This is a genomic window from Nesterenkonia lutea (assembly GCF_014873955.1).
In the GTDB taxonomy this organism is placed as follows: Bacteria; Actinomycetota; Actinomycetes; order Actinomycetales; family Micrococcaceae; genus Nesterenkonia; species Nesterenkonia lutea.
In genome coordinates this window covers 1,970,907-1,992,041 of record NZ_JADBED010000001.1, presented here as the reverse complement: position 1 = coordinate 1,992,041, position 21,135 = coordinate 1,970,907, and the positions used below count along the sequence as shown (strand labels likewise).

The window sequence follows — 21,135 nt, the reverse complement described above, 5'->3', positions numbered from 1 at the left end:
GATGGCTCAGACCACCGCGTCCAACCCCAAGATCAGTCGGCGGGAGCTCAGGTCGCGCATACCGCACTACGCGGCGCTGCTCGTCACCGGACTGCTCTTCCTCGCCCCGGTCGCCTACATGGTCGCGGCCTCCCTGGCGCCGGCGAGTGACACGCTGGCGGGGTTCACCGTCTTCGATGTGACCCAATGGGGACTGCACAACTACTCGGGGGTGGCTTCCAGCCTGTCCTCGGACAGCACCGGGCACCTCTGGCGCTTCTTCGCCGTCTCCTTCACCGTGACGGTCGCCGTCGTCGGGCTGGGCCTCATCGTGAACTCGATGGCCGCCTACGCGCTGGCCCGCCTGTCATGGCGTGGCCGCGCCGTTGCTCTCCTGGCGATTCTGCTGATCCTGATCGTGCCGTTCGAAGCGGTCGCCGTGCCGATGTTCTACCTCTACAACGACGCGCGGAACACGCTGTGGATCCAGATCCTGCCGTTCATCGGAAACGCGCTGTCGATCTTCCTCTTCTATTCGTTCTTCACAGGAATCCCGCGCAGCATCGACGAGGCGGCCCGGGTCGACGGCGCCGGACCCTGGCGCATCTTCTGGCAGATCATCGCCCCTATGAGCAAGCCGGCATACGCCTCCGTCGCGATCCTCACCTTCCTCACCCAGTGGGGATCGTTCCTGTGGCCGGTGCTGATGATCTCGGATCCCAATCTCAGGCCACTTCCGCTCCAGATCAGCGTCTTCGCCGGCCAGCTGCCACCCGCCTGGGGACAGGTCATGGCATTCGGGGTCCTGCTCGTCCTCCCGGTCATCGTGGTATTTCTGGTGTTCCAGCGGTGGTTCATCGAGGGTGTGGCGAGCTCGGCCGTCAAGGGCTGAACCTCATCCTCAGCACCAGCCACCCACCAGCAGAAGGGACAGACTGTGGAAGTCGTCATCTTGGCGGACCCGGCTGCGGTCGGATCCCACACCGCAGAACTCGTCGCCCGCCGCGCCGCCGAGACGCCCGATATGGTCCTTGGAATCGCCACCGGTTCATCGCCCCTGGGCACCTATCGCGAGCTGGCCCGGTTGCACGCCCAGGGAGACGTCACATTCGACGGCGTGCGGTGTTTCGCCCTGGACGAGTACGTCGGCCTGCCTGAACGGCATCCGGCGAGCTACGCCCTCGTCGTCGAACGTGAACTGACGACTCCGCTGGGACTGGACCCGGCCAACGTGCGCACCCCTGATGGGAGCGCCGCCGACATCCAGCAGGCGTGCCTGGACTATGAGCACGCCCTGGCCGCCTCAGGAGGCGTGGACCTGCAGATCCTCGGCATTGGAACCAACGGGCACATCGGCTTCAACGAACCGACGTCCTCATTGGCCTCGCGCACCCGAGTCAAAGCGCTCTCCCAGCAGACACGCATGGACAATGCGAGGTTCTTTGCCAAAGGCGAAGACGTGCCCACGCACTGCATCACCCAGGGACTGGGCACCATCATGGAGGCGCGAGAAATCGTGCTGGTGGCCCAGGGGGAGGCGAAGGCCGCAGCTGTCGCCGCCGCGATCGAGGGTCCGGTCAGCAGCATGTGTCCGGCATCGCTGCTGCAGTTCCACCCCCGCACGAGGATCGTGCTGGACGAAGCCGCCGCCTCCGGGCTGACACTGGCCGACTATCACCGGTTCGTCGCCGAGGCCAAGCACCACTTCCCTGGAGGGACCCGATGACGTTCCGACTTCCGGATGACTGGGTATGGGACAGCTGGCTCGCCGATGACGGAGAGAACTATCACCTGTTCTTTCTGCGCGCGAGCAGGGCACTGCAGGATCCAGACGCCCGCCACCACCGAGCCTCGATTGGGCACGCGATGTCCGTGGACCTTCAGGACTGGACGCTGCTGCCGGACGCCCTCACCGCCTCTGACGGGCCCGCCTGGGATGACTTGGCGACCTGGACAGGCTGCACGGTGCGCGGCCCCGACGGTACCTGGCACCTCTTCTATACCGGGATCAGCCGCGCCGAAGGCGGGCTGCGGCAGCGGATCGGCTCGGCAGTCTCGAAGGACCTTCTGACCTGGACACGCTCTTCGATGCCCGCTCTCGAAGCCGACCCCAGATGGTACGAGAAGCTGGGCGAAGGGACCTGGCCCGATGAGGCGTGGAGGGACCCCTTCGTCTTCTTCGACGAGGACTCCCAGCTGTGGCACATGCTCATCACGGCCCGCAGCCGGACCGGTGACCCGGGGCAGCGCGGTGTGGTCGGGCATGCAGTCAGTGCGGACCTCACCCGGTGGGAGAGCCGAGCTCCGCTGTCCGCACCGGCAGGTTTCGGTGAGATGGAAGTGATCCAGTCTCGAGTGGTCGACGGCGAGGCGGCGCTGCTGTTCTCGTGCCTGCCGGACAAGGCGCCCGGGATCCCCTTCCGCACCGCGAGCACCGGCACCTGGATCGCGCCAGGCGCGAGCCGGCTCGGGCCGTGGGATCTCGCAAGCAGCTCCAGCTTCTTCGTGCCCGGGATATACGCGGCGCAGCTGTTCAGGAAGCGCGACGGTGAATGGGTGGTGTTCGGCTTCCAGAACAGTGTGGACGGTCGGTTCGTCGGAGAGATCGGAACTCCGGTCCCGCTCGCCGAAGTCTTGGCCGGTCACGCTCTGTTCCCCGACGGACCGGTGACGTAGGTGCCGCGGGGACTGGGAGCGGCGGGGCAGAGGACGCCGGACGTCGTCCTGGCCGTCGATATCGGAGGGACGACCGTCAAGGGTTCTGTCTTCGTCGACGGGGCAGAAGCGACTGCCGAGCGTGTCGCCCCGACGTGTGAAGGCTCCTCCAGTTCCCTGGACACGGTCCTCGCAGTGTTGTCCACGCTGGATCAGAGTGCCCGCTCGCTGGGTCACGAGCCGACGGCCATCGGAGCCGCCAGCCCGGGTTTCGTGGACACACGTGCCGGGGTGGTCCGTGGCGCCGTGAATCTCGGATGGACCGAGCTGCCGCTGGGCAGCATATTGGCGACCCGTTTCGGTGTTCCAGCGGCGGTCGACCATGATGCTCGGACAGCCGCCCGAGCGGAGATGGCCTTGCGGCCGGACCTGCGGGACTTCATCTTCATCCCCCTCGGCACCGGAGTGTCCGCCGCTGTCGTCACTGCGGGAGAAATGGTGGTCGGAGCTCACGGGCAGGCCGGCGAGCTGGGCCATATGCCTGTCGTGCCCCTGGGTCGCGCGTGCTCCTGCGGAGAGCTCGGATGCCTGGAGGCCTACGCGTCCGCCAGTGCGGTCCTGACGCGGTACCTCACCGCGGGCGGAAGCGCCGGCAGCGCCGCCGACGTGTCGCGACTGGTCGGGGAAGACCGGCTCGCTGATCAGGTCTGGTCCGAGGCCGTTCAGGCGCTCGCAAAAGCCGTCGTGACCCTCACCGCGGTGCTCGACACCGAGGAGTTCATCATAGGAGGAGGCCTCGCAGCGTCGGGACCGATCCTGCTGGATCCTCTGCGCCGGGCCGTGGCGGAGATGCTGGGCTGGAGGAGCGCTCCGGTCATCAGCGCCTCCCGTGCCGGTCCGCGGGCCGGGGTCCTCGGCGCAGCGCTGCTCGGCAGGTCCGCTCATCTCTCATCCGCCCATGACGACCCCGGAGAACAATGAACAGCACATACCGCCAGGTAGTACAGGGCCGGCTTCACACCGGTCTTGCAGAGCACTCCGACGGCATCCTCGCCACAGAGTCCGGGCACATCAGCTACGCGGGGCCGCGGGAGCACTTCGATCCGGAGGGATGGCCTTCGGCAGAGGTGCTGGACGCCGGGGAGGTCCTGGTCCCCGGTTTCGTCGATGCGCACTGCCACGGGGCCTTCGGGGCGGACTTCTCGTCCTCTGCCGAGGAGCCCGTGCGTCGCGCTCTGGCCAGGCTCCATGAACGCGGGACCACGACGGTGCTGGCCAGTCTCGTCACGGCCCGCCGGGAGAACATGCTCCGCGCCGCATCGCTCTTCGGTGCGCTTGCCGATGAAGGGACCGTAGCTGGCATCCACCTTGAGGGACCGTTTCTCTCCAGCGCCAGATGTGGTGCGCAGGACCCCCAGTGGTTGTCGGAGCCGGACATCGGACTGACTGCGGAGCTGATCGAAGCCTCCGGCGGGAGCGTCCGCGTGATGACCTTTGCGCCCGAGCTGCCGGGCGCGGACGCATTGATCCAGTTCCTGACGAGCCACGGCGTCGTGCCGTCGGTGGGGCATACGGATGCCGATGCGCATACCACCGAGACTTCCCTGGCCTATGCGCGAAAGCTCATGCTCACATCTGAGAACGAGCCGAAGACACCTACGGTGACACACCTGTTCAACGGCATGCCGGCGATCCACCACCGATCACCGGGCCCGGCCGCGGCATGTCTGCGTTCAGCGGTCCGGGGCGAGGCGATCGTCGAGCTGATCGCGGACACGCTGCACGTCGACCCGTACATGGTCGCGGCGGTGTTCGAGCTGGTCGGGGCGGACAACGTCGCTCTCGTCACGGACTCCATGGCAGCGGCTGGTCTCGAGGACGGGACATATCAGCTGGGCCCCGCGGAGGTCGACGTCAATGGTGCGGCGGCCACGCTGCGCAGTTCGGGGGTGCTTGCCGGAGGGACCGGCTTCATGCAGGATCTCGTTCGCGGATGCGTTGCGGCCGGTGTGCCCTTCGGTGACGCTGTCCGCTCCGCCACCGTGGTGCCCGCTCGCGTCTGCGGGCTGAGCCACCGGGTCGGTCGCCTCGCGCCGGGCAGGGAGGCAGATGCGGTCGTGCTCGACCGTGACCTTCAGGTCGCGGGCGTCCTTCGGCGCGGGGCGTGGATCGCCTGACCGTCGCGTCGGACGGGTGGCTCCTCAGAGCAGCGCTGTGCCCAGGGCCAGAGCCGCGCCGTCGAAGTCCGCGAGCAGACGCTGTCTCTGCTGCTCTGGGCACCAGGCGGCTGCGAAACCCTGCCGAGCGATGGCGGTTGCCTCCGGTGCGGAGATGCCCATGGCGGGCAGCGCCTCCACGTATTCGCGCGCCAGATCCGTCTTGAAGAACACTGCATCGTCGGTGGCAAGCGTCACCGGCAGTCCCGCACGCACCATGCGCGCGATGCGGTGATCCGCAGTGAGCTCCCATCCTGAGAGCATCACCGTGGAGTATGGCGTGCAGGTGAAGCTGAGCCCCGAGGCCTTTGCGGCCGCCAGGGACTGGGGGTCGTCGACCACGCGGTAGCCGTGATCCACCCGGTCGAGCTGCAGCTCCAGCGCCGCGGTCACCACGTCCTGCGGCGAGGCCGCCATGGTCTCGCCGACATGGGCCGTGCAGCGCAGCCCAGCCTCACGCGCCAGCCGATATGCCTCGGCGAATCGGAGCGGATCCTCCGACTTCTCCGGCGTCAGATCGTCCTGCCCGATGCCCAGCACCTGGGCGCGGGGATGCTCCACCACAGTGCGCACCAGCTCCGCAGCCGCCTCCGCTGGCAGCGAGCGGTTGATGCCGATGATGATGCCGAAGCCGACGCCGAAATCACGTTCGGCAGCCCCGAGCCCCTTGATCATCGCGTCGATGACGGTGGGATAGTCCATCCCCGGTCCAGGTCGGCCGAAGGCGCCGGCCACAAAGTTGTCAGGGTTGACGAAGTACTCGCGGTAGCGCAGGTTGGCCGTGGCCACGGCATCCTCGACACCCTCATAGGCGACACGTGCGACTTCCTGCGGAGTGGAGAGAGCGAGGTGAGCAGCGTTGAAGACATCGAGGAAGTCGGCGAGGCCCGTGTAGTCGAAGAGCGAGTCGAGGTCGAGGGTACGCAGCTGTACCTGATGGGCCTGGCACAGCTCGAGGAGCGTCTCCGGCCGCATCGTCGAGACGAAATGGCAATGCAGCTCCGCCTTGGGCAGAAGCTGCAGATAGGTGCGCAGAGTGCTCACGCAGGACCCCTTCCAGTGCTGACATCGTCGAAACAAGTGTTTCTTGCTTTCTCGACTCTACGCAGAGAACTGTTGCCTTTTTATTTCGTTCCGTGCTTCCACGAGCATTTACCCGCACGTAACAGGAGTGCGAAGTGGGTGAAATATTCGTTTCATAGAGTGTGGACATTCCCACAGGGGGATCACTGATGAGGAGTATCTCAATGCACACACGTACCCGTTCCCACCGACACAGCCTCACCGGTCTGGCCGCCCTGGGCGTCCTGCTGCTGACCTCCTGCTCCGGAGACGATGCTGCAGCGGAGGGCGCAGAGTCAGACTCCGACCAGCCAAGCTTCGGAGCGCTGGAGATCCCCCTCTCCTGGGTCAAGACCTGGGAATTCGCCGGCATGTACTTCGCTGAGGACGGCGGATACTACGAGGAGGCGGGCTTCGAGTCCGTCAACCTCATCTCGGGCGGCCCATCCGCCACCCCTGCCGCCACCCAGCTGGTCACCGGCGACAACCTGGCGGCAATGTCCAACCCCATCGACACGGCCTCCCTCATCGAGGCGGAGGGTGAGAACGCTCCGGTGAAGATCATCGGCTCCGTCTTCCAGCAGAATGCCTTCTCGATCTTCTCCCTGGCAGAGAACCCGGCAGAGACGCCCGAGGATCTGGAAGGAATGACCGTCGGCGTCGCTCCGGGCAACGAGCCGGCCTTCTACGCCTTCCTCGAGGTCAACGACATCAGCCAGGACGACGTGGACGTCGTCTCCATCCAGGGAGACGCCGGAGGTCTGCTCACCGGAGAGTTTGATGCCTCGATCGGTTTCGCCACGAACCAGGCCACCGCACTGGAGCTCGAGGGCGCCGAAGTCGTGAACATGATGCTCGCCGACCACGGTCTTCCCTTCGCCGCCGGCTCGATCGTCACGACAGAGGAGAACATCGAGGAGAACCGTGAGGAGCTGAAGGCGTTCCTGGAGGCCACCGTCCGCGGCTGGCAGGACGCGCTGAACGACCCCGAGGCCGGGGTCGAGATGACGGTGGAGGACCATGGCGCCGACCAGGGGCTGGACCCCGAGCACCAGCAGCTCACCGCGGAACGACAGATGGAGCTCATGACCAACGAATGGACCGAGGAGAACGGCCTGCTCACCATGAGCGACGACGCCGTCCAGGACACACTGGAGGCCGTGAAGACCGTGGGCTACGAGCTTCCTGATGACATCTTCGACATGACGCTGATCAACGAGGTCTACGAGGAGAACCCCGACCTCATCGAATACTGACCCCGACATGTGATCGCGCTTCTCCCGGTCCCCTGACCGGGAGAAGCCACTCACCCGCCCGTCTGACGGTGACGATTCAGGTTCTGCGCAGTTCCTGAGACAGGGTAGCGGCCTCCGAACGGAGCCCCCGCGGCGCTGATCTCCAGGAAGTGACCATGACACGGACCGCAGACACTCTGGCTGGCCTCTCTTTCAACCCGGTGGAGCCGAGCCAGACCGCCGCTGCACGGTTCCTCGCCCGCGGTCCGCTGGGGCTGCTGATCGGCGGCAGGTGGACCGCCGCCGCGGACGGCGACGAGTTCTCCACCGTGGATCCGGCGACCGGCCGGACGCTGGCGATGGTGCCGCGGGCAGGCGTCCAGGACGCCGAAGCTGCCGTCGCCGCCGCGAGGATCGCGCTCGAGTCAGACCCCTGGGCCGGAAACACCCCGGAGGAACGGTCACGGCTGCTCTGGCGGATCGCGGATCTGCTGGAAGCCAACCTGGATGAGCTCGCCGCCCTGGAGTCGCTCGACCAGGGCAAGGTCCTCGCCACGGCGAAGTTCGGTGAGATTCCAGCAGCCATCGCACAGTTCAGGTACTACGCCGCGGCGGCCAGAGCCCTGGAGGGCACCACTGTTCCCACCTCCCTGCGGCGGCAGGGCCCGGAGAGGCAGGTCTTCGCCTATACGGTCCGCGAACCCATCGGGGTCGTCGCCGCGGTCGTCCCCTGGAACAGTCCACTGCTGATGGCGGCCATGAAACTGGCCCCGGCCCTCGCCGCCGGCTGCACTGTGGTGCTCAAACCTGCCGAGAACACACCGCTGACCGCGCTGCGCCTGGGTGAGCTGTTGGTCGAGGCGGGGACGCCCGCCGGAGTCGTCAACATCCTCACCGGCTTCGGCCAGGAGGTCGGAGCCGCGCTGGCGACTCACGCCGGCGTCGACAAGATCACCTTCACCGGCTCCACCGCGGTGGGCAAGCAGCTGGTGGGCGACGCCCGCAGCAACCTGAAGCGCCTGACTCTGGAGCTCGGCGGCAAGTCACCGGCCATCATCATGGGCGACGCCGATGTCACGCGAGCCGCCGCCGGAGTATCCCGTGGAATCTTCGACAACGGCGGCCAGGTCTGCGTGGCCAGCTCACGGATCTACGCCCAGCGCGGCGTCTACGAGCAGGTGCTCGCAGCCATGGCCGAGAAGGCCGAGTCGCTGAGCCTCGGCCACGGGATGGACCCCCGCGCCGAGCTCGGCCCCCTGGTCAGCCGCGCCCAGGCGGACCGGGTGCAGGCCTATGTGTCCTCTGGAAGGGCTGAGGGTGCGGAGGTGCTCGCCGGGGGAGTCCAGGGAGGAGCAGAGGGGACCTTCTTCCAACCCACGGTGGTCAGCGGAGTCGCCGAGGATTCACCGCTGATGCGCGAGGAGATCTTCGGTCCCGTCGCTGTGGTGACCCCGTTTGATGATCCGGAGCAGGTCATCGAATGGGCCAACGACTCACGCTATGGACTGGCGGCCAGCGTCTGGACAGAGGGCCTCTCGAACGCGCACCGGATGGCGGCACAGATCAAGGCGGGGACCGTCTGGATCAACTGCCATTCCTATTTCTCTCCCGAGCTGCCCAAGGGCGGACATAAGGAATCCGGTTGGGGCTACGAGAACGGCGCCCTCGGCCTGTCCAACTATCTGGAGTCCAAGACCGTCTGTGCAGTGATCTGAGGAGCGTATGAAACACATCAGCCTGGGCGTCTTCGAGATGCTCAACCCGAACAACGGACTCCCCACCTGGACCCATCCTGACGCCAAGGCGAACAGCTGGGATCAGATGGAGTACTGGGTCCGGACCGCGAAGCTGCTCGACGAGGCGGGCTTCGACTTCCTGTTCTTCGCCGACACGTATGGCTTTCCGACCATCGAGGGGACTGTGCCGGAGGAGGTCATCCGACACGGCATTCAGTTTCCGGGCCTCGATCCGATGCTGCTCATCAGCGCGCTGGCAAGCCAGACGTCCCGGCTGGGCTTCGTCGTGACCTCGCCGACCACAGTGGAGCACCCCTACGCGACGGCACGACGCTTCGCCTCGCTGGACCACTACACCGCTGGGCGCATCGGCTGGAATGTGGTGACCGGCAGCTCGCAGACGACCACCGACCGGCTCTTCGGACTCGATGACCAGCAGACCAGCCATGACGAGCGCTACGCCCGGGCGGAGGAGTTCCTCCAGGTCTGCTCGGCGCTCTGGGAGACCAGCTGGGAGGACGACGCGGAGACGCGGGACCCTGAGATGGGAACCTACGCGGACCCGGAGAAGGTTCACGACGTGGCCCATGATGGCGTCCATTACCGCTGCCACGGCCCCTTCGCCGTCTCCCCGGGACCCCAGCGCACGCCGGTCCTCTTCCAGGCCGGCACGTCATCACGGGGTCGCGCCTTCGCCGCCGCACACGCCGAGGCGGTCTTCATTCAGGGCCAGAATGCGCCTCAGGCAGCGAAACAGGTCGCCTCGATTCGTGAGACGGCGCGAGCATCCGGACGTGCGCCGGAATCGGTCAAGATCATCTCCGGCATGACAGTTGTCCTCGGAACCTCCCACCATGAGGCGCAGGTGCGCCGGGAGGAGCTGGAGGATCTCTACGCCCCGGCTGATGCGGCAGTTGTCTTCGCGGGGATGACCGGCATTGATCTGCGTCGCTTGGAGCGCACCGCGCCGGTCACCGAGGCCGTGGCGGCGGGGCTCGACTCGCAGCAGGGCCAGACGCTGATCGACCGCTATGTGAAGCCAGGATCTCCGGTGCCCACCATCGGCGAGGTCCTCGATCGCTTCCGGCTGCAGGCGCTGCGTGGATTCCAGCTCACCGGCACGGCGGACGAGGTGGCTCAACGGATCCAGGACCTGGTGGAGACCACCGACATCGACGGCTTCATGCTGGAGCCCACCTTCGGTGACTCGGACGTCTTCGCTGAATTCGCCCAGACGGTGGTGCCGCTGCTGCGGCAGCGCGAGCTCATGCCACCGATCCCTGCGCCGGAGAGCCCTGTGGCGACCCTTCGCGAACGCGTCACCGGCTCCGGCCCCCGACGCTCCAGCCACCACCCTTCGAGAGAATCAGGTCAAGGATGAAACAGGAAGCGGTCGACGCCGTGATCACCGGTCTCAAACAGGCTGGCGTGGAGGTGGTGTGCTACCTCCCTGACTCGCTGCTCAAGGAGCTCTACCCCGCCCTCGACGCCGACCCGGACATCCGCACCGTCCAGGTCACCAACGAAGGAGAGGGAGCGGCCATCTGCGGCGGCGTCTTCCTCTCCGGCAGACGCGCAGCACTGATCATGGAGAACTCGGGCCTGCGCGCGTCGGTGGAGCATCTGGCCCGCCTCGGTCTTGGCGCTGGCATCCCGGTCATCATGATCATGAGCCACCGTGGAGATCTCGGCGAGAACAACTGGTGGGCGATCCCCCACGGGATCACCATGGAACCCATCCTCGACGCGCTGCGCACCCCGTACCGGATCGTGAAGCAGACCCAGGAGATCACCCAGGCGATCGAGGACAGCTACACCTGGTCCTATAGCGCCTACCACCACTCCGCCGTCGTGCTCTCAGGAGGGATCGTCCGATGATGAAGCGATACGAATGCATGGAACGGCTCGGGGCGCAGCTTGCCGAGGAACTGGTCATCCTCTCCCTGGGCGGAGCGGTGGACGAGTGGTACAACGCAGCACCGCATATGCGTGAAGGGTCCCTCTTCCAGCAGCAGCTGGGCTGTGTCACCGGGGAGGCGCTGGGCCTGGCCATCGGACTGCCCCACCGTCGGATCGTGTCTTTGGACACCGATGGTGGGCTGCTCTTCAACCTGGGCATCCTTGCCACTTTGGGCAACGAAAGCCCGGAGAACCTCTTCGTGGTGGTCTGGGACAACGAGAGCTACCAGTCCATCGGTGGGCCCAAGACGCACACTGCCTCCGGGAGGGTGAACCTCGCGGAGATCGCCCGAGGATGTGGGATCGAGAAGGCCTTCGTCGTCGACGATCTCGAAGACTTTGAACGCCACTGCCGTGCAGGACTGGCCGCTCGGGAGCCCTACGTCGTCGTCGCGAAGACTGATGGGATCCTCCAGCCGGGCATCAGCCGCAAGCACTCCGACGGCAGGGAGGACAAGTACACCTTCGTCCGCCATGTGGAGAAGACCGAGGGCATCAGCATCATGGGCCCCAGTGAGCACAACTGATGAGCCAGCCCCCAGCCTCATCGGGCGCTGTACACGCTGAATACGACATCATCATCGCTGGAGCCGGTTCAGCTGGATGCGTGCTCGCCCGACGTCTGGCTGAAGACCGGGAGCTCTCGGTGCTGCTTATCGAAGCAGGCGGGCCGGAGGAGCACCTCGCCGAGGTGCGTGAGGCGCGGGACTGGGCCACGCAGCTGGGCGGCCCGCTCGACTGGCAGGAGGTCTACGCGCCCAGTGAGTCCGTGGGGGGACGGAGCATCCCCATCCCGCGCGGACGAGTGGTGGGAGGCTCCTCCTCCATCAACGCCATGCTCTGGTACCGCGGTCACCCTGACGACTACGACGCATGGGAGGCTGCAGGGGCCACCGGCTGGAACTACGGGTCCCTGCTGCCCTACTTCAAGCGTTCGGAAGACTGGATGGGAGGCGAGTCCGACACCAGGGGAGCCGGCGGTCCCATGAGGATCGAGGTCTCTCCCGACCCTCACCCGGTGGCCGAATCACTGCTCAGCGGAGCTGAAGAGCTCGGACTCCCCGTCATTGGGGACGCCAACGGCATCAGCAATGAAGGCGCCTGCCTGGCGAATTTCAACGCGACCACGCAGGACGGAACGCTCCAGCGCTGGAGCGCCGCACGGGGATATCTGCGACCAGCTGCCGCCTGGCCGAACCTGACTGTGCACACCGACGCCGAGGTCACTGAGCTGACGTTCGAGTCCGGGCGGTGCACCGGCCTGGTGGTCCACCACGACGGGTCCCGCCGCACCCTGCGCGCCTCCCGCGGGGTCGTGCTGACGCTGGGAGCGCTGGGCACCCCGCGGCTGCTCATGCGGTCGGGGATCGGACCCGCAGACCAGCTCGCCGCCGTCGGGACGACGCCGCTGCTGGACCTGCCCGGGGTGGGTGAGAACTTTCAGGATCATCCTCTGCTGATGGGGATGAACTTCCGACTCAGAGAACCGCGCGGGCCGTTGCGCGACAACGGAGGCGGGGCGATGCTGAACTGGCGCTCCTCCGTGGCAGACCACCGCCCCGATCTGCATGCCTTCGTGGTCCAGGGCGTGCATGCCGGACCCGGCGTCGCCTCACGCTACGGCGTGGAGCACGCCGACGAGAGGATCTGCGCCATCTCTCCAGGACTCATGCGAAGCCAGAGCATCGGTCAGCTGAGACTCCTCTCGGCCGGAGGCGATTTGGAGATCCAGCCGAATTATCTGGCAGAGCCTGCTGATATGACGGCTCTCATCGAAGGGATCGACACTGTGCTCGAGCTTGCTCAGACCCAGGGGTACCGCCAGCTGATCGAAGGACCGGTCTCTCCCTCCCAGCGGCTCTCCCGCCGAGAGGCCGAGCAGTTCGTCCGGCTCTCCTGCGACACGTTCTTCCACTGCTGTGGAAGCGCCAAGATGGGAACCGACGCCATGGCAGTCGTGGATCCGCGTCTGATGGTGCATGGAACAGAGCGCCTTTGGGTGGCCGACGCCTCGGTCATTCCGGTGATTCCGACCTGCAACATTCAGGCACCGGTGATAGCGGTGGCGGAACGGGCGGCCGTCCTCATCCACGAAGAACTGGCTCGCTGATGGCCAGCTTCGGCAGCCTCAGGCGCCTGGGCTCGGCACCGCCATCGAGCTCCGGCTCGCAGTCCACATCTGCCGAGCTGCGGGCGGAGGACATCTTCGCCTCCTACCCATCCGCCATCGCGGCGCTGTGCGCACAGACGGTGGAGGGTCCGGTGGGATTCGTGGTGACGTCCTTCGCCGCTGGGATCTCCTTCGACCCGCCCATGGCCGTCTTTTCGGCGCAGAGCTCTTCACGCACCTGGCAGACCCTTCGACGTGCACCGATCCTTGGAGTCTCAGTGCTGGGGCACGACCAGCAGCAGACATGCCACCAGCTCGCCTCCAGGACCAGGGACCGCTTCGAGACGCTGAACTACAGCGTCACCGGCGCCGGTGCCGTGCTGCTGGCGGACTCCCCGCTGCATCTGGAGTGTGAGGTGATCAGTGAGACCCCGGCCGGAGACCATCATGTGGTGCTGCTGAAGGTCCTCGGGGCGCAGGTGGACTCAGCGGCTTCTCCGCTGGTCTACCGGTCGAGGGGCTTCCATCACCTCGTGGCGGCCGGCTGAGGCAGCGCCGCGCGCACCGGCAGATCCTGGCCCTCGAGGATCACCTGGGCGCCGCGGGAGCTGGCCACATCCAGCAGCACCGGGGCCAACAGATTGACATGAGGGGCGCCGTCGGAGGTATTGACGATGACGAGCACCCGGACGTCTTCCGCAGCCGGGTCACCGAGGGCGCCCAGCTGACCCGTGGTGCGCGGCGAATACTCCGGCAGGTGGATCGCGGGGTCGAGCAGGAACAGCCGCACCTCGGGCAGCTCGGCGGAGTCCAGACTGTACAGTCCCGTGGACCCCTCGACCTGTGCCAGGGTGAAGTCTTGAAGCGGCTCGAGTCCCGGCAGCGAGGCGGGGAAGTGCACGCTGCTCATCGCAGGTAGTCCATCAGTGAGGGCTGGATGACCTTCGCCGAGGATGCCAGTGCTGCACGGTAGGCCAGCTCCTGGGTCTGCAGATCGAGTGCGACCTGTGCGAGGTCAGCGTCCTCGAGGCCCGAGCGCCGCGCCTCCAGGGTCACCTTCTGATCCGCCAGGGCGTTCTCGGCCTTGAGCACTGAGGCATGAGCTGCGCCGATGGTGGCCTGTGTGGCCAGGACGTCGTTGAGCCGCGCATCCACCTCGGCCAGTCGGGGACCGACCGAGGCTCCGGCGCGCAGGTCCTCGGCGAGGCTCGTCACCAGTGCGAAGACGCTGGTGGGTCCCTCACCAAAGGCCGCCGCGCCGTCGGCATCGACTCGGACAGAGGTGTTTGCGCCGACTCGGCGGTTCACCGTCGAGTTCTCCACTCCGTTGAAGGCGCCGTCGGCCTCGAAGGCCGCTGCGGCGTCCGAGGTGCCGGCGAAGACGCTGCGCCCCATGTATTGCGAGTTCGCAGCGTTGAGAAGTTCCCCGTGGAGGTTGTCCAGCTGCACGGCCAGGGCCTCACGTGCCGCCTGGGGCAGGGCCCCGTGGTTCGCGCCGGACATCACCACGTCACGGACCTGATGCAGCAGATTGGTGGCGGTGCTCAATGCCGAGTCAGCCGTGGTCAGCCAACCACTGGCGTTGTCCACATTGCGGCTGTGCTGCTCGGCCGCGCGCTGCTCTCCTCGCACGGCCATGGCCTCAGCCGCGGCACCCGGATCGTCGCTGGGCCGCGAGATCTCCTTGAGGGTTGCGGCCTTGTCCTGGACGGTGGCCAGCCGGTGCATGGCCGTCTGCAGGTTCCGCTGGGCGTTGGCCACAGTGGAGCCGTGGGTGACTCGTGAGATGGACATGGGTTCAGCCTCTCTAGCGTCCGACCAGGCCGGTGCGGTTGATCAGGGTGTCAAGCATCTCGTCCACGGCGGTGAGGACCCGGGCCGCACCCTGGTAGGCATGCTGATGGGTCACCAGCGCCAGGTTCTCCTCGTCCAGGGACACCCCAGCCTGAGACTGTTGCTGCTGAAGCGCCGAGACGAGCGCCAGGGAGGCGTTGACCGCTTCCTGGGCGCCATTCCGCACAGCGGTGCCGGTGGAGATGACCAGCTGTGACCACAGCGCATCGGGACCGTCGGCGAGTTCCCCGAAGGATGCCAGACGTGCCGCGTTGGAACCGTCGAGAGCCCCCGCACCCTCAGCTGAAGCGGCGAGGTCCTCGGCTCCGGTCGCTAGCACGCGAAGGCTGGCAGCCGGCCGTGTGGGATCGATCGCGAAGAAGGGCTCCCCTGAATCACCTGCCGTGGTGCGGCCCTCGGCCTGAACGCTGTTGACCCGCGTCGCCAGGTCCGTGGCCAGAGCGTCGAGAGCCTGCAGAGTCTCCGCCAAGGGACCGCCCGTGCCGTCGGTCTCTGCCGTAGCGAGCATGGCGAGCCGTCCTGAGAGCACACCGGACTGGACATCGACGGTGCTGGAGGGGTCTCCGGGCGCACGGTGGGACCATGCAAGCCGGGGTGCCTCCTGGTCCTGCGATCGGGAGCCCCCGGAGAGCTCCATCGAGCGGGCGGTGGTCCCAGCCACCAGTGGAGTGCCGCCGATGAGCACCTCGGCGGTGCCGTCTGTCTGGGTGCGCACAGTGGCCCCGGTCAGCCCTGCGAGCCGGGTGGTGAGCTGTGTGCGCTGATCGATGAGCTCGTTGGCGTTGCCGCCCGCGGCTGTGGCGGATCGAATCTGACCGTTCAGGGCCGCGACGCGCTCGGCCGTGGCATTGACCTCAGTCACCTCGGAGCTCAGTCCCCGATGCTGGGCGCTCCACTGATCGGTGAGTTCCCCGTGCAGCTGTCCGAGGTGATCCGCCACAGCCTTCCCACGGGCGATCACGACGGCGGCGGGTGCCTGCTCGCCCGGCTGATTGGCGACATCGTCCCATCCGGACCAGAAATCGCTCAGCAGCGCGGAGAGTCCGTTGGGGCCTGGTTCACGGAAGCTCGATTCCAAGGATTCCAGACCGGCAGAGATGACTTCGGCCTGCCCGCTGATGCCCGCGGTGCCTCGCACGCGGGCGTCGAGCTGAGCATCTGCCAGTCGAGCGATGCCGGTGAGCGTGACCCCCTGCCCCGAGGTGACCGGGCCAGAGAGGCGCCCGACGGAGGAGACGGCGCCCACAGAGGCGGTCTCGACGCGCTGGCGGGTGTAGCCGTCCACGCCCACATTGGCGATGTTCTGCCCTGCCGTCTCCATGGAGCGGCGGGCGGCGGTCATTCCCGTCCATGCGGTGTTCAATCCGCTGAAGGTGCTCACGCGGTGTCCTTAGTCTCGTAGTGTCTCTGCCTGATGGGCGCTGCGGGGAGGGATGCGGCGCCGCTCAGAGCTTGGTGTCGAGAAGCCGTGGACCGTTGTCCTCGGCGGATCCGGAGGGTTCCGAATCCAGCGCGGCGAGGGACTCCTGCGCCGCGCGCTGAGCTGAACGCAGGTAGGTGGAGTTGGTGTCGCGCAGTGCCGTGATGCTTGAGGCGGAGGTGCGCAGAGCCTGCAGGTGCTGGTTCAGCACCTCGCGCCAGGCGGGTTCGTTGACTGCGGCAGCCAGCTGGGCCAGCGTCACATCCTCCGGCATGCCCAGCTCCGCAGCGACCCAGGAGGATGCCACCGCTCGGCTCAGAGAGGCCTCACGCAGCTTCTCCAATACCGTCTCGATCTCCCGCGCCGCGTGACCGACCCACCGGGACTTCCCGGAGACGAGGAGCAGCTGCTGCTCCTCGAGTTTGAACTGCAGGAGATCAAGCAGCTCACGTTCACGCCATAGCCGTGTTGAGAGCGCGTTGACAGACATGTCGGATCCCCCGGTTTCGATGTGTGACGAGTGACCGGCGGTGCTTACCGGGCCGGGTGCTCGGCAGCCCGTCAACAGAGTCTATCGGCGGCGCCTGGGCGCAGGTTAGCCCGTGGACGAAGATTCTTGACCGCACGCCCGGCAATGTTTGCAATCAGGTCACATTCAGGTCATGGACTGGTAACGGTCAGTCAGCTACTATCTGTTCCCAGGAGAAACTAAGCTTATGTTCACGGGGCATCCAGACGGACGTTCAGGTACAGGTTTCTTCGCCGCATGGGGGTGCGGTCGATCGAGTTCTTGAGGGGATGCCTGCTGTGAATCGAGACGCGCGCAACGCGCTGGTGGTGGAGAACCTGCCGCTGGTCGGTTATCTGGTTGCTGAGATGTGCGCGAAGGCCACGCATCTCTCCCGCGAGGACCTCACCTCGGTCGGTTCGATCGCGCTCGTCACCGCCGCCGATGCCTTCGATCCCGAACTCGGAGTGCCCTTCGGGGCCTATGCCCGCCGGCGGATCATCGGTGCCTTCGCCGATGACATGCGCTCGGCCGACTGGGCCGGCCGTGGGTCCCGCAGAAAGATCCGCGAGCTGAAGACCGTCGAGGAGACGCTCACGGCCGCACTGGGACGCGCCCCCAGCCTGAGCGAGCTCGCCCAGGCGATGGGCGTGGAGGAGAAGGTCATCTCAGCCACCCAGCAGGACGCCTCGCGCAGCGTGGTGACGCTGGAGTCCGATATGTCGGACTACCTGGTGACGGAGGGGCGCAGTCCCGAACAGGAACTCGTGGACGCAGAGCAGACGGCCATGCTTCGCACGGCGGTGGAGACGCTGCCCGAGCGGATGCGACTCATCGTCTCCCAGCTCTTCTTTGAAGGCGCCACCGTCAAGGACATCGCGGCCGATCTGGGAATCACCCACTCCGCGGTCTCTCAGCAGCGCTCTGAGGCGATGAAGCTTCTGCGCGACGGCCTGCAGACCCACTACAGCTCCGGGCCGGTGGACGTGGGTGCGCTCAGGACCAGCTCCCGGCGTCGTGACCAGTACCTCCAGGAGCTGGGAGAGCGGACCCTCGGCGGACTTCTCCAGGGCGCCCGCGGCCTGCGGCCGGCCCCGCTCGTGGAATTCTGACCTGCGCCGACACTGAATCTTCGCGCTCGCATTCGGTCGAGAAAATCTGATCTTCACTAACGGCATCTCCTGCTCGTGCCGATAGAGGTGTGTGGAGTCCATGGATGGACCCGCCACAGACACACACCCACTTTCATGGAGGAATCACCATGGGTATGCAGATCAACACCAACATCGCGGCACTGAACGCTCACCGCAACCTCTCGAACACTCAGAACGATCTCTCCAAGTCCTTGGAGAAGCTCTCCTCGGGCCTGCGGATCAACCGAGCAGCCGACGACGCGGCCGGCCTCGCCATCTCGGAGGGCCTGCGCTCCCAGGTCAACGGCCTCGGCGTGGCAGCCCGCAACGCTCAGGACGGCATCTCGGTCATCCAGACCGCAGAAGGCGCCCTGACCGAGGCGCACTCCATCCTGCAGCGCGTGCGCGACCTCACGGTGCAGTACGGCAATGATTCAAACAATGCTGACTCGCGTACGGCGATCCAGTCCGAGATCACTGCGTTGGGCGAGGAGCTCGGCCGCATCGCGGACGTGACGAACTTCAATGGGATCGACTTGCTGAATACGGATGACAACGTCCTCACATTCCAGATCGGTGCAGGCGCAACCGCAAACGATCAGCTGGAGGTCGACTTGACCAATCTGAGTACAGTTGCAGGCGTCGTCCAGGGGTTGACCCTCACCGATGCGGCTAGTGCCAACGCCGCCATCGGAACCATTGATACCCAGATCACGGCAGTCTCCACCGCACGTGCAGACCTCGGTGCTTCGCAGAACCGTTTCGAGTCGGCGATCAACTCGCTCAACGTGTCCCGGGAGAACCTCTCGGCTGCGGAGTCCCGCATCCGCGACGTGGACATGGCGTCCGAGATGGTCAACTTCACCCGCTCGAACATCCTGTCCCAGGCCGGCACCGCCATGCTTGCTCAGGCCAACCAGTCGAACCAGGGCGTTCTGCAGCTCCTCGGCTGATCGAGCCTCTCATAGAGGATCCACTGAAGGATCGCAGGTCGATCTGATGTGGACGGGCCTGCCGCGTCGGCGATAACGCTTCGGCGGCACCTCGGCGCGGCAGGCCCTCCCGCATACCCACGCTTCACCCGCACCCCCCCAGGAGATTCTCAGTGTCCATCGCGCTTCCCGGACTCGCCAGCGGCCTGGACTCCGCCGCACTGATCGAGAGCCTCATGCAGGTCGAAGCCGTGCCGCAGCAGCTGCTCCAGCGCCAGGCCTCCAAGACCAATACCTTCGTCGCCGCCCTGCAGGGTCTGAACACCCGCGTGGCTGCCGTTGCCGAGAGCTCGGCGGAGATCGCCAAGCCCGACGCCCTCCGCGCCTTCACCGCACAGTCGTCCAGCCAGTCCGTCACTGCCACTGCCAGTTCTGCCTACGCCGCGGGAAGCCTGGATTTCACGGTGGAGAGCACTGCACTGCGCCACACTCTGGTCACTGGCGCAGTGGCTGAATGGGACACGGAAGAATTCAGCATCACTGCCGCCGACGGCACCACCACAGCGATCACGTCAGATTCCACCGGCCTCGATGACGTCGTCAAGGCCATCAATGCCTCTGGCGCGGGTGTCAATGCCGTCAAGATCCCCGTGGGAGACGGCACCCACCGGCTGCAGCTCTCCGCCGCCGAGACTGGTTCCGATGGCGCCTTCACCCTAGGCGGCAGCGCTGTGGGCAGCACCGTCACCAGCGCTGGAGCCGATGCCTCCCTCACGCTCTGGGCCGGCACGGCTGCCGAACAGCGCGTCACCTCGGCCAGCAACACCTTCGAAGGCCTCATGCCCGGCGTTGACGTCCAGGTCAGTGCCGTGAGCACCACCCCCGTCACCGTGACAGTGGCACGCGATGCCGAGGCCAGCACCACCACTGCCGAATCCCTTGTCACCTCGGTGAACTCGGTGCTCAGCTATATCCGCACGAACTCCAAGGTGGCCACCGGCAGTGACGGAAGCACCTCTGCGGGCGTCCTCACCGGTGACAGCGCGGTCCGCAGCGCGCAGCAGCGGATGAGCGATGCCGTCATCCGGCCGGTGGACGGCCGCTCACCTTCGGAGATCGGGATCTCGGTGACCCGCGACGGAGAGCTGACCTTCGACAAGGAGAAGTTCGCCGCCGCGCTCGCAGCCGATCCCTCCGGGGTGGAGGCCACCGTGGCGCAGCTCGCCACGCGGATCAATGATGTGGCGACCCAGCTCTCCGACCGCTATGACGGACAGATCACCCAGCGCATCACGGGCCAGGAAGGCCTGGCCAACCGGCTCACGGACCAGGTGGAGCAGTGGGATGACCGACTCGCGAACCGGCGCGCCACGCTCGAGCGCACCTACGCCGCCCTGGAGGTTCAGATGCAGAGCCTCAACTCCCAGATGGACTACTTGAGCTCGCAGCTGGCTTCGCTGCCACAGAGCTCCTCCCAGAAGAACTCCTGATCAAGAGGGGACCCCAGCCATGTATGAGAACGTCACCCGAGCGCGCAGCCAGTTCAACCGAGAAGCCATCCTCTCCGCCTCCCCGGCGAAGCTGCTCACCATGCTCTATGACCGGTTGCTGCTGGACCTGGGCCGCGCCGAGGCTGCGCAGCAGCAGCAGCGCTGGCAGGACGCCTCAGCGGAACTGGTCCACGCCCAGGCCATCCTCGCCGAGCTCACCTCCTCGCTGGACACCGAGGTCTGGGAAGGCGGTCGTGAGCTCCAAGCTCTTTACGCATTCGCGACCGCAGAGCTCATCGCCGCAAACACCCGAAGAGACCCGCTGAAGACGCGGAGCATCATCGAGATTCTCGAGCCGCTGCGCGCCACCTGGCATGAGGCCGCCGAGACGGCCCGAGCTGCGGAACCGGTCGCCGCGTCCCGCGGGGTCCTCGGTGTCGGCTAGCCGCCCGCCAGCCGATCCGGACTCGGAGAGCCCTGCGCGGAACGTCCTGGACTGGGAGCTCTATCTGACGAGGCTAGAGACCTGGGCTCGTCAGGTGGCCGAATCCACAGCGCAGCCAGATGTTCCCGCAGACCCCGGCCGGCGACACGAAGAGGTCCTGGCCCCCGAGGCCCCTGACGCCGGCCCGCTGCCGCAAGCACTGGAGAGTCGCGCCGAGGCCGTCCTGGAGTCTCTGGCCCAGGCCAGCGCCCGCGCCCGAGCGGCGCGGCACGATGTCGGCCGTCAGCTCAACGCTCTGCGGCAGGTTCCCCCGCGCGATTCGGGAGAGGCGCGGTACCTCGACACGAGTGGCTGAATTCGGACGTGGGAGCCGCCTCCACATTCCCTGAAAAACTTCATTG

At 66.5% G+C, this 21,135-nt stretch carries 22 protein-coding genes; 17 read left to right on the top strand and 5 right to left on the bottom strand.

Annotated elements, in window-relative coordinates; translation table 11 throughout:
- The first annotated feature begins 1 nt into the window (after window position 1).
- From H4W27_RS09115 to H4W27_RS09095, 5 genes are read left to right on the top strand one after another with little or no spacing between them, the layout of a single operon-like run.
- Window positions 2-871: a carbohydrate ABC transporter permease gene (locus H4W27_RS09115; protein ID WP_192595650.1), complete on the top strand. Its 870-nt coding sequence runs from the start codon at window positions 2-4 to the stop codon at window positions 869-871.
- A 45-nt stretch (window positions 872-916) separates the two neighbouring features.
- On the top strand, window positions 917-1,705 hold the full coding sequence (gene nagB / locus H4W27_RS09110) for a glucosamine-6-phosphate deaminase (RefSeq protein ID WP_192595649.1): 789 nt from the start codon (window positions 917-919) through the stop codon (window positions 1,703-1,705).
- Window positions 1,702-2,655 (top strand): glycoside hydrolase family protein, encoded by a 954-nt coding sequence (locus tag H4W27_RS09105; RefSeq protein WP_192595648.1) that lies wholly within the window; start codon window positions 1,702-1,704, stop codon window positions 2,653-2,655. The genes nagB and H4W27_RS09105 overlap by 4 nt, the downstream gene beginning before the upstream one ends.
- Window positions 2,656-3,615, top strand: coding sequence for an ROK family protein (locus H4W27_RS09100; RefSeq protein ID WP_192595647.1), 960 nt, complete (start codon window positions 2,656-2,658; stop codon window positions 3,613-3,615).
- Window positions 3,612-4,811: an N-acetylglucosamine-6-phosphate deacetylase gene (locus tag H4W27_RS09095; RefSeq protein WP_192595646.1), complete on the top strand. Its 1,200-nt coding sequence runs from the start codon at window positions 3,612-3,614 to the stop codon at window positions 4,809-4,811. The genes H4W27_RS09100 and H4W27_RS09095 overlap by 4 nt, the downstream gene beginning before the upstream one ends.
- Before the next feature lie 24 nt (window positions 4,812-4,835).
- Here the strand turns inward: H4W27_RS09095 and add are convergent, their stop codons facing one another.
- On the bottom strand, window positions 4,836-5,894 hold the full coding sequence (add, locus tag H4W27_RS09090; protein WP_192595645.1) for an adenosine deaminase: 1,059 nt from the start codon (window positions 5,892-5,894) through the stop codon (window positions 4,836-4,838).
- Between the two features lie 203 nt (window positions 5,895-6,097).
- Between add and H4W27_RS09085 the strand changes: the two genes are divergently transcribed.
- The 7 genes from H4W27_RS09085 to H4W27_RS09055 all read left to right on the top strand — a co-directional run bounded on the left by H4W27_RS09085 (window position 6,098) and on the right by H4W27_RS09055 (window position 13,500).
- A complete protein-coding gene (locus H4W27_RS09085; protein WP_192595644.1) occupies window positions 6,098-7,168 on the top strand; it encodes an ABC transporter substrate-binding protein in 1,071 nt (356 codons plus the stop codon).
- A 155-nt stretch (window positions 7,169-7,323) separates the two neighbouring features.
- Entirely contained in the window at window positions 7,324-8,862 is a 1,539-nt protein-coding gene (locus H4W27_RS09080; protein ID WP_192595643.1) for an aldehyde dehydrogenase family protein, read from the top strand.
- Window positions 8,863-8,869: 7 nt separating this feature from the next.
- On the top strand, window positions 8,870-10,264 hold the full coding sequence (locus H4W27_RS09075) for an NtaA/DmoA family FMN-dependent monooxygenase (RefSeq protein WP_192595642.1): 1,395 nt from the start codon (window positions 8,870-8,872) through the stop codon (window positions 10,262-10,264).
- A complete protein-coding gene (locus H4W27_RS09070; protein WP_192595641.1) occupies window positions 10,261-10,761 on the top strand; it encodes a thiamine pyrophosphate-binding protein in 501 nt (166 codons plus the stop codon). Before H4W27_RS09075 ends, H4W27_RS09070 begins: the two co-directional genes overlap by 4 nt.
- Window positions 10,758-11,369 (top strand): thiamine pyrophosphate-dependent enzyme, encoded by a 612-nt coding sequence (locus H4W27_RS09065; RefSeq protein ID WP_225939067.1) that lies wholly within the window; start codon window positions 10,758-10,760, stop codon window positions 11,367-11,369. The genes H4W27_RS09070 and H4W27_RS09065 overlap by 4 nt, the downstream gene beginning before the upstream one ends.
- On the top strand, window positions 11,369-12,952 hold the full coding sequence (locus H4W27_RS09060) for a GMC family oxidoreductase (RefSeq protein WP_192595640.1): 1,584 nt from the start codon (window positions 11,369-11,371) through the stop codon (window positions 12,950-12,952). Before H4W27_RS09065 ends, H4W27_RS09060 begins: the two co-directional genes overlap by 1 nt.
- The gene (locus H4W27_RS09055; protein WP_192595639.1) at window positions 12,952-13,500 is read left to right on the top strand and encodes a flavin reductase family protein; all 549 of its coding nucleotides are present in this window, start codon (window positions 12,952-12,954) and stop codon (window positions 13,498-13,500) included. The genes H4W27_RS09060 and H4W27_RS09055 overlap by 1 nt, the downstream gene beginning before the upstream one ends.
- Here H4W27_RS09055 and fliW read toward each other — a convergent pair.
- From fliW to H4W27_RS09035, 4 genes are all read right to left on the bottom strand, one after another.
- Window positions 13,479-13,862: a flagellar assembly protein FliW gene (fliW, locus tag H4W27_RS09050; RefSeq protein WP_192595638.1), complete on the bottom strand. Its 384-nt coding sequence runs from the start codon at window positions 13,860-13,862 to the stop codon at window positions 13,479-13,481. The genes H4W27_RS09055 and fliW overlap by 22 nt on opposite strands.
- Window positions 13,859-14,746, bottom strand: coding sequence for a flagellin N-terminal helical domain-containing protein (locus H4W27_RS09045; protein ID WP_192595637.1), 888 nt, complete (start codon window positions 14,744-14,746; stop codon window positions 13,859-13,861). The genes fliW and H4W27_RS09045 overlap by 4 nt, the downstream gene beginning before the upstream one ends.
- Window positions 14,747-14,759: 13 nt before the next feature.
- Complete coding sequence (gene flgK / locus H4W27_RS09040) at window positions 14,760-16,187, bottom strand: flagellar hook-associated protein FlgK (protein WP_192595636.1); 1,428 nt, start codon at window positions 16,185-16,187, stop codon at window positions 14,760-14,762.
- A gap of 64 nt (window positions 16,188-16,251) precedes the next feature.
- A complete protein-coding gene (locus H4W27_RS09035) occupies window positions 16,252-16,716 on the bottom strand; it encodes a flagellar protein FlgN (RefSeq protein ID WP_192595635.1) in 465 nt (154 codons plus the stop codon).
- A gap of 308 nt (window positions 16,717-17,024) precedes the next feature.
- Between H4W27_RS09035 and H4W27_RS09030 the strand changes: the two genes are divergently transcribed.
- From H4W27_RS09030 to H4W27_RS09010, 5 genes are all read left to right on the top strand, one after another.
- Window positions 17,025-17,846 (top strand): sigma-70 family RNA polymerase sigma factor, encoded by an 822-nt coding sequence (locus H4W27_RS09030; RefSeq protein WP_192595634.1) that lies wholly within the window; start codon window positions 17,025-17,027, stop codon window positions 17,844-17,846.
- Window positions 17,847-17,995: 149 nt separating this feature from the next.
- Window positions 17,996-18,820, top strand: coding sequence for a flagellin N-terminal helical domain-containing protein (locus H4W27_RS09025; RefSeq protein WP_192595633.1), 825 nt, complete (start codon window positions 17,996-17,998; stop codon window positions 18,818-18,820).
- 152 nt (window positions 18,821-18,972) lie between these two features.
- The gene (gene fliD / locus H4W27_RS09020) at window positions 18,973-20,289 is read left to right on the top strand and encodes a flagellar filament capping protein FliD (protein WP_192595632.1); all 1,317 of its coding nucleotides are present in this window, start codon (window positions 18,973-18,975) and stop codon (window positions 20,287-20,289) included.
- A 19-nt stretch (window positions 20,290-20,308) separates the two neighbouring features.
- On the top strand, window positions 20,309-20,734 hold the full coding sequence (gene fliS / locus H4W27_RS09015) for a flagellar export chaperone FliS (protein WP_192595631.1): 426 nt from the start codon (window positions 20,309-20,311) through the stop codon (window positions 20,732-20,734).
- A 94-nt stretch (window positions 20,735-20,828) separates the two neighbouring features.
- Entirely contained in the window at window positions 20,829-21,089 is a 261-nt protein-coding gene (locus H4W27_RS09010) for a hypothetical protein (RefSeq protein WP_192595630.1), read from the top strand.
- Window positions 21,090-21,135 lie beyond the last annotated feature (46 nt).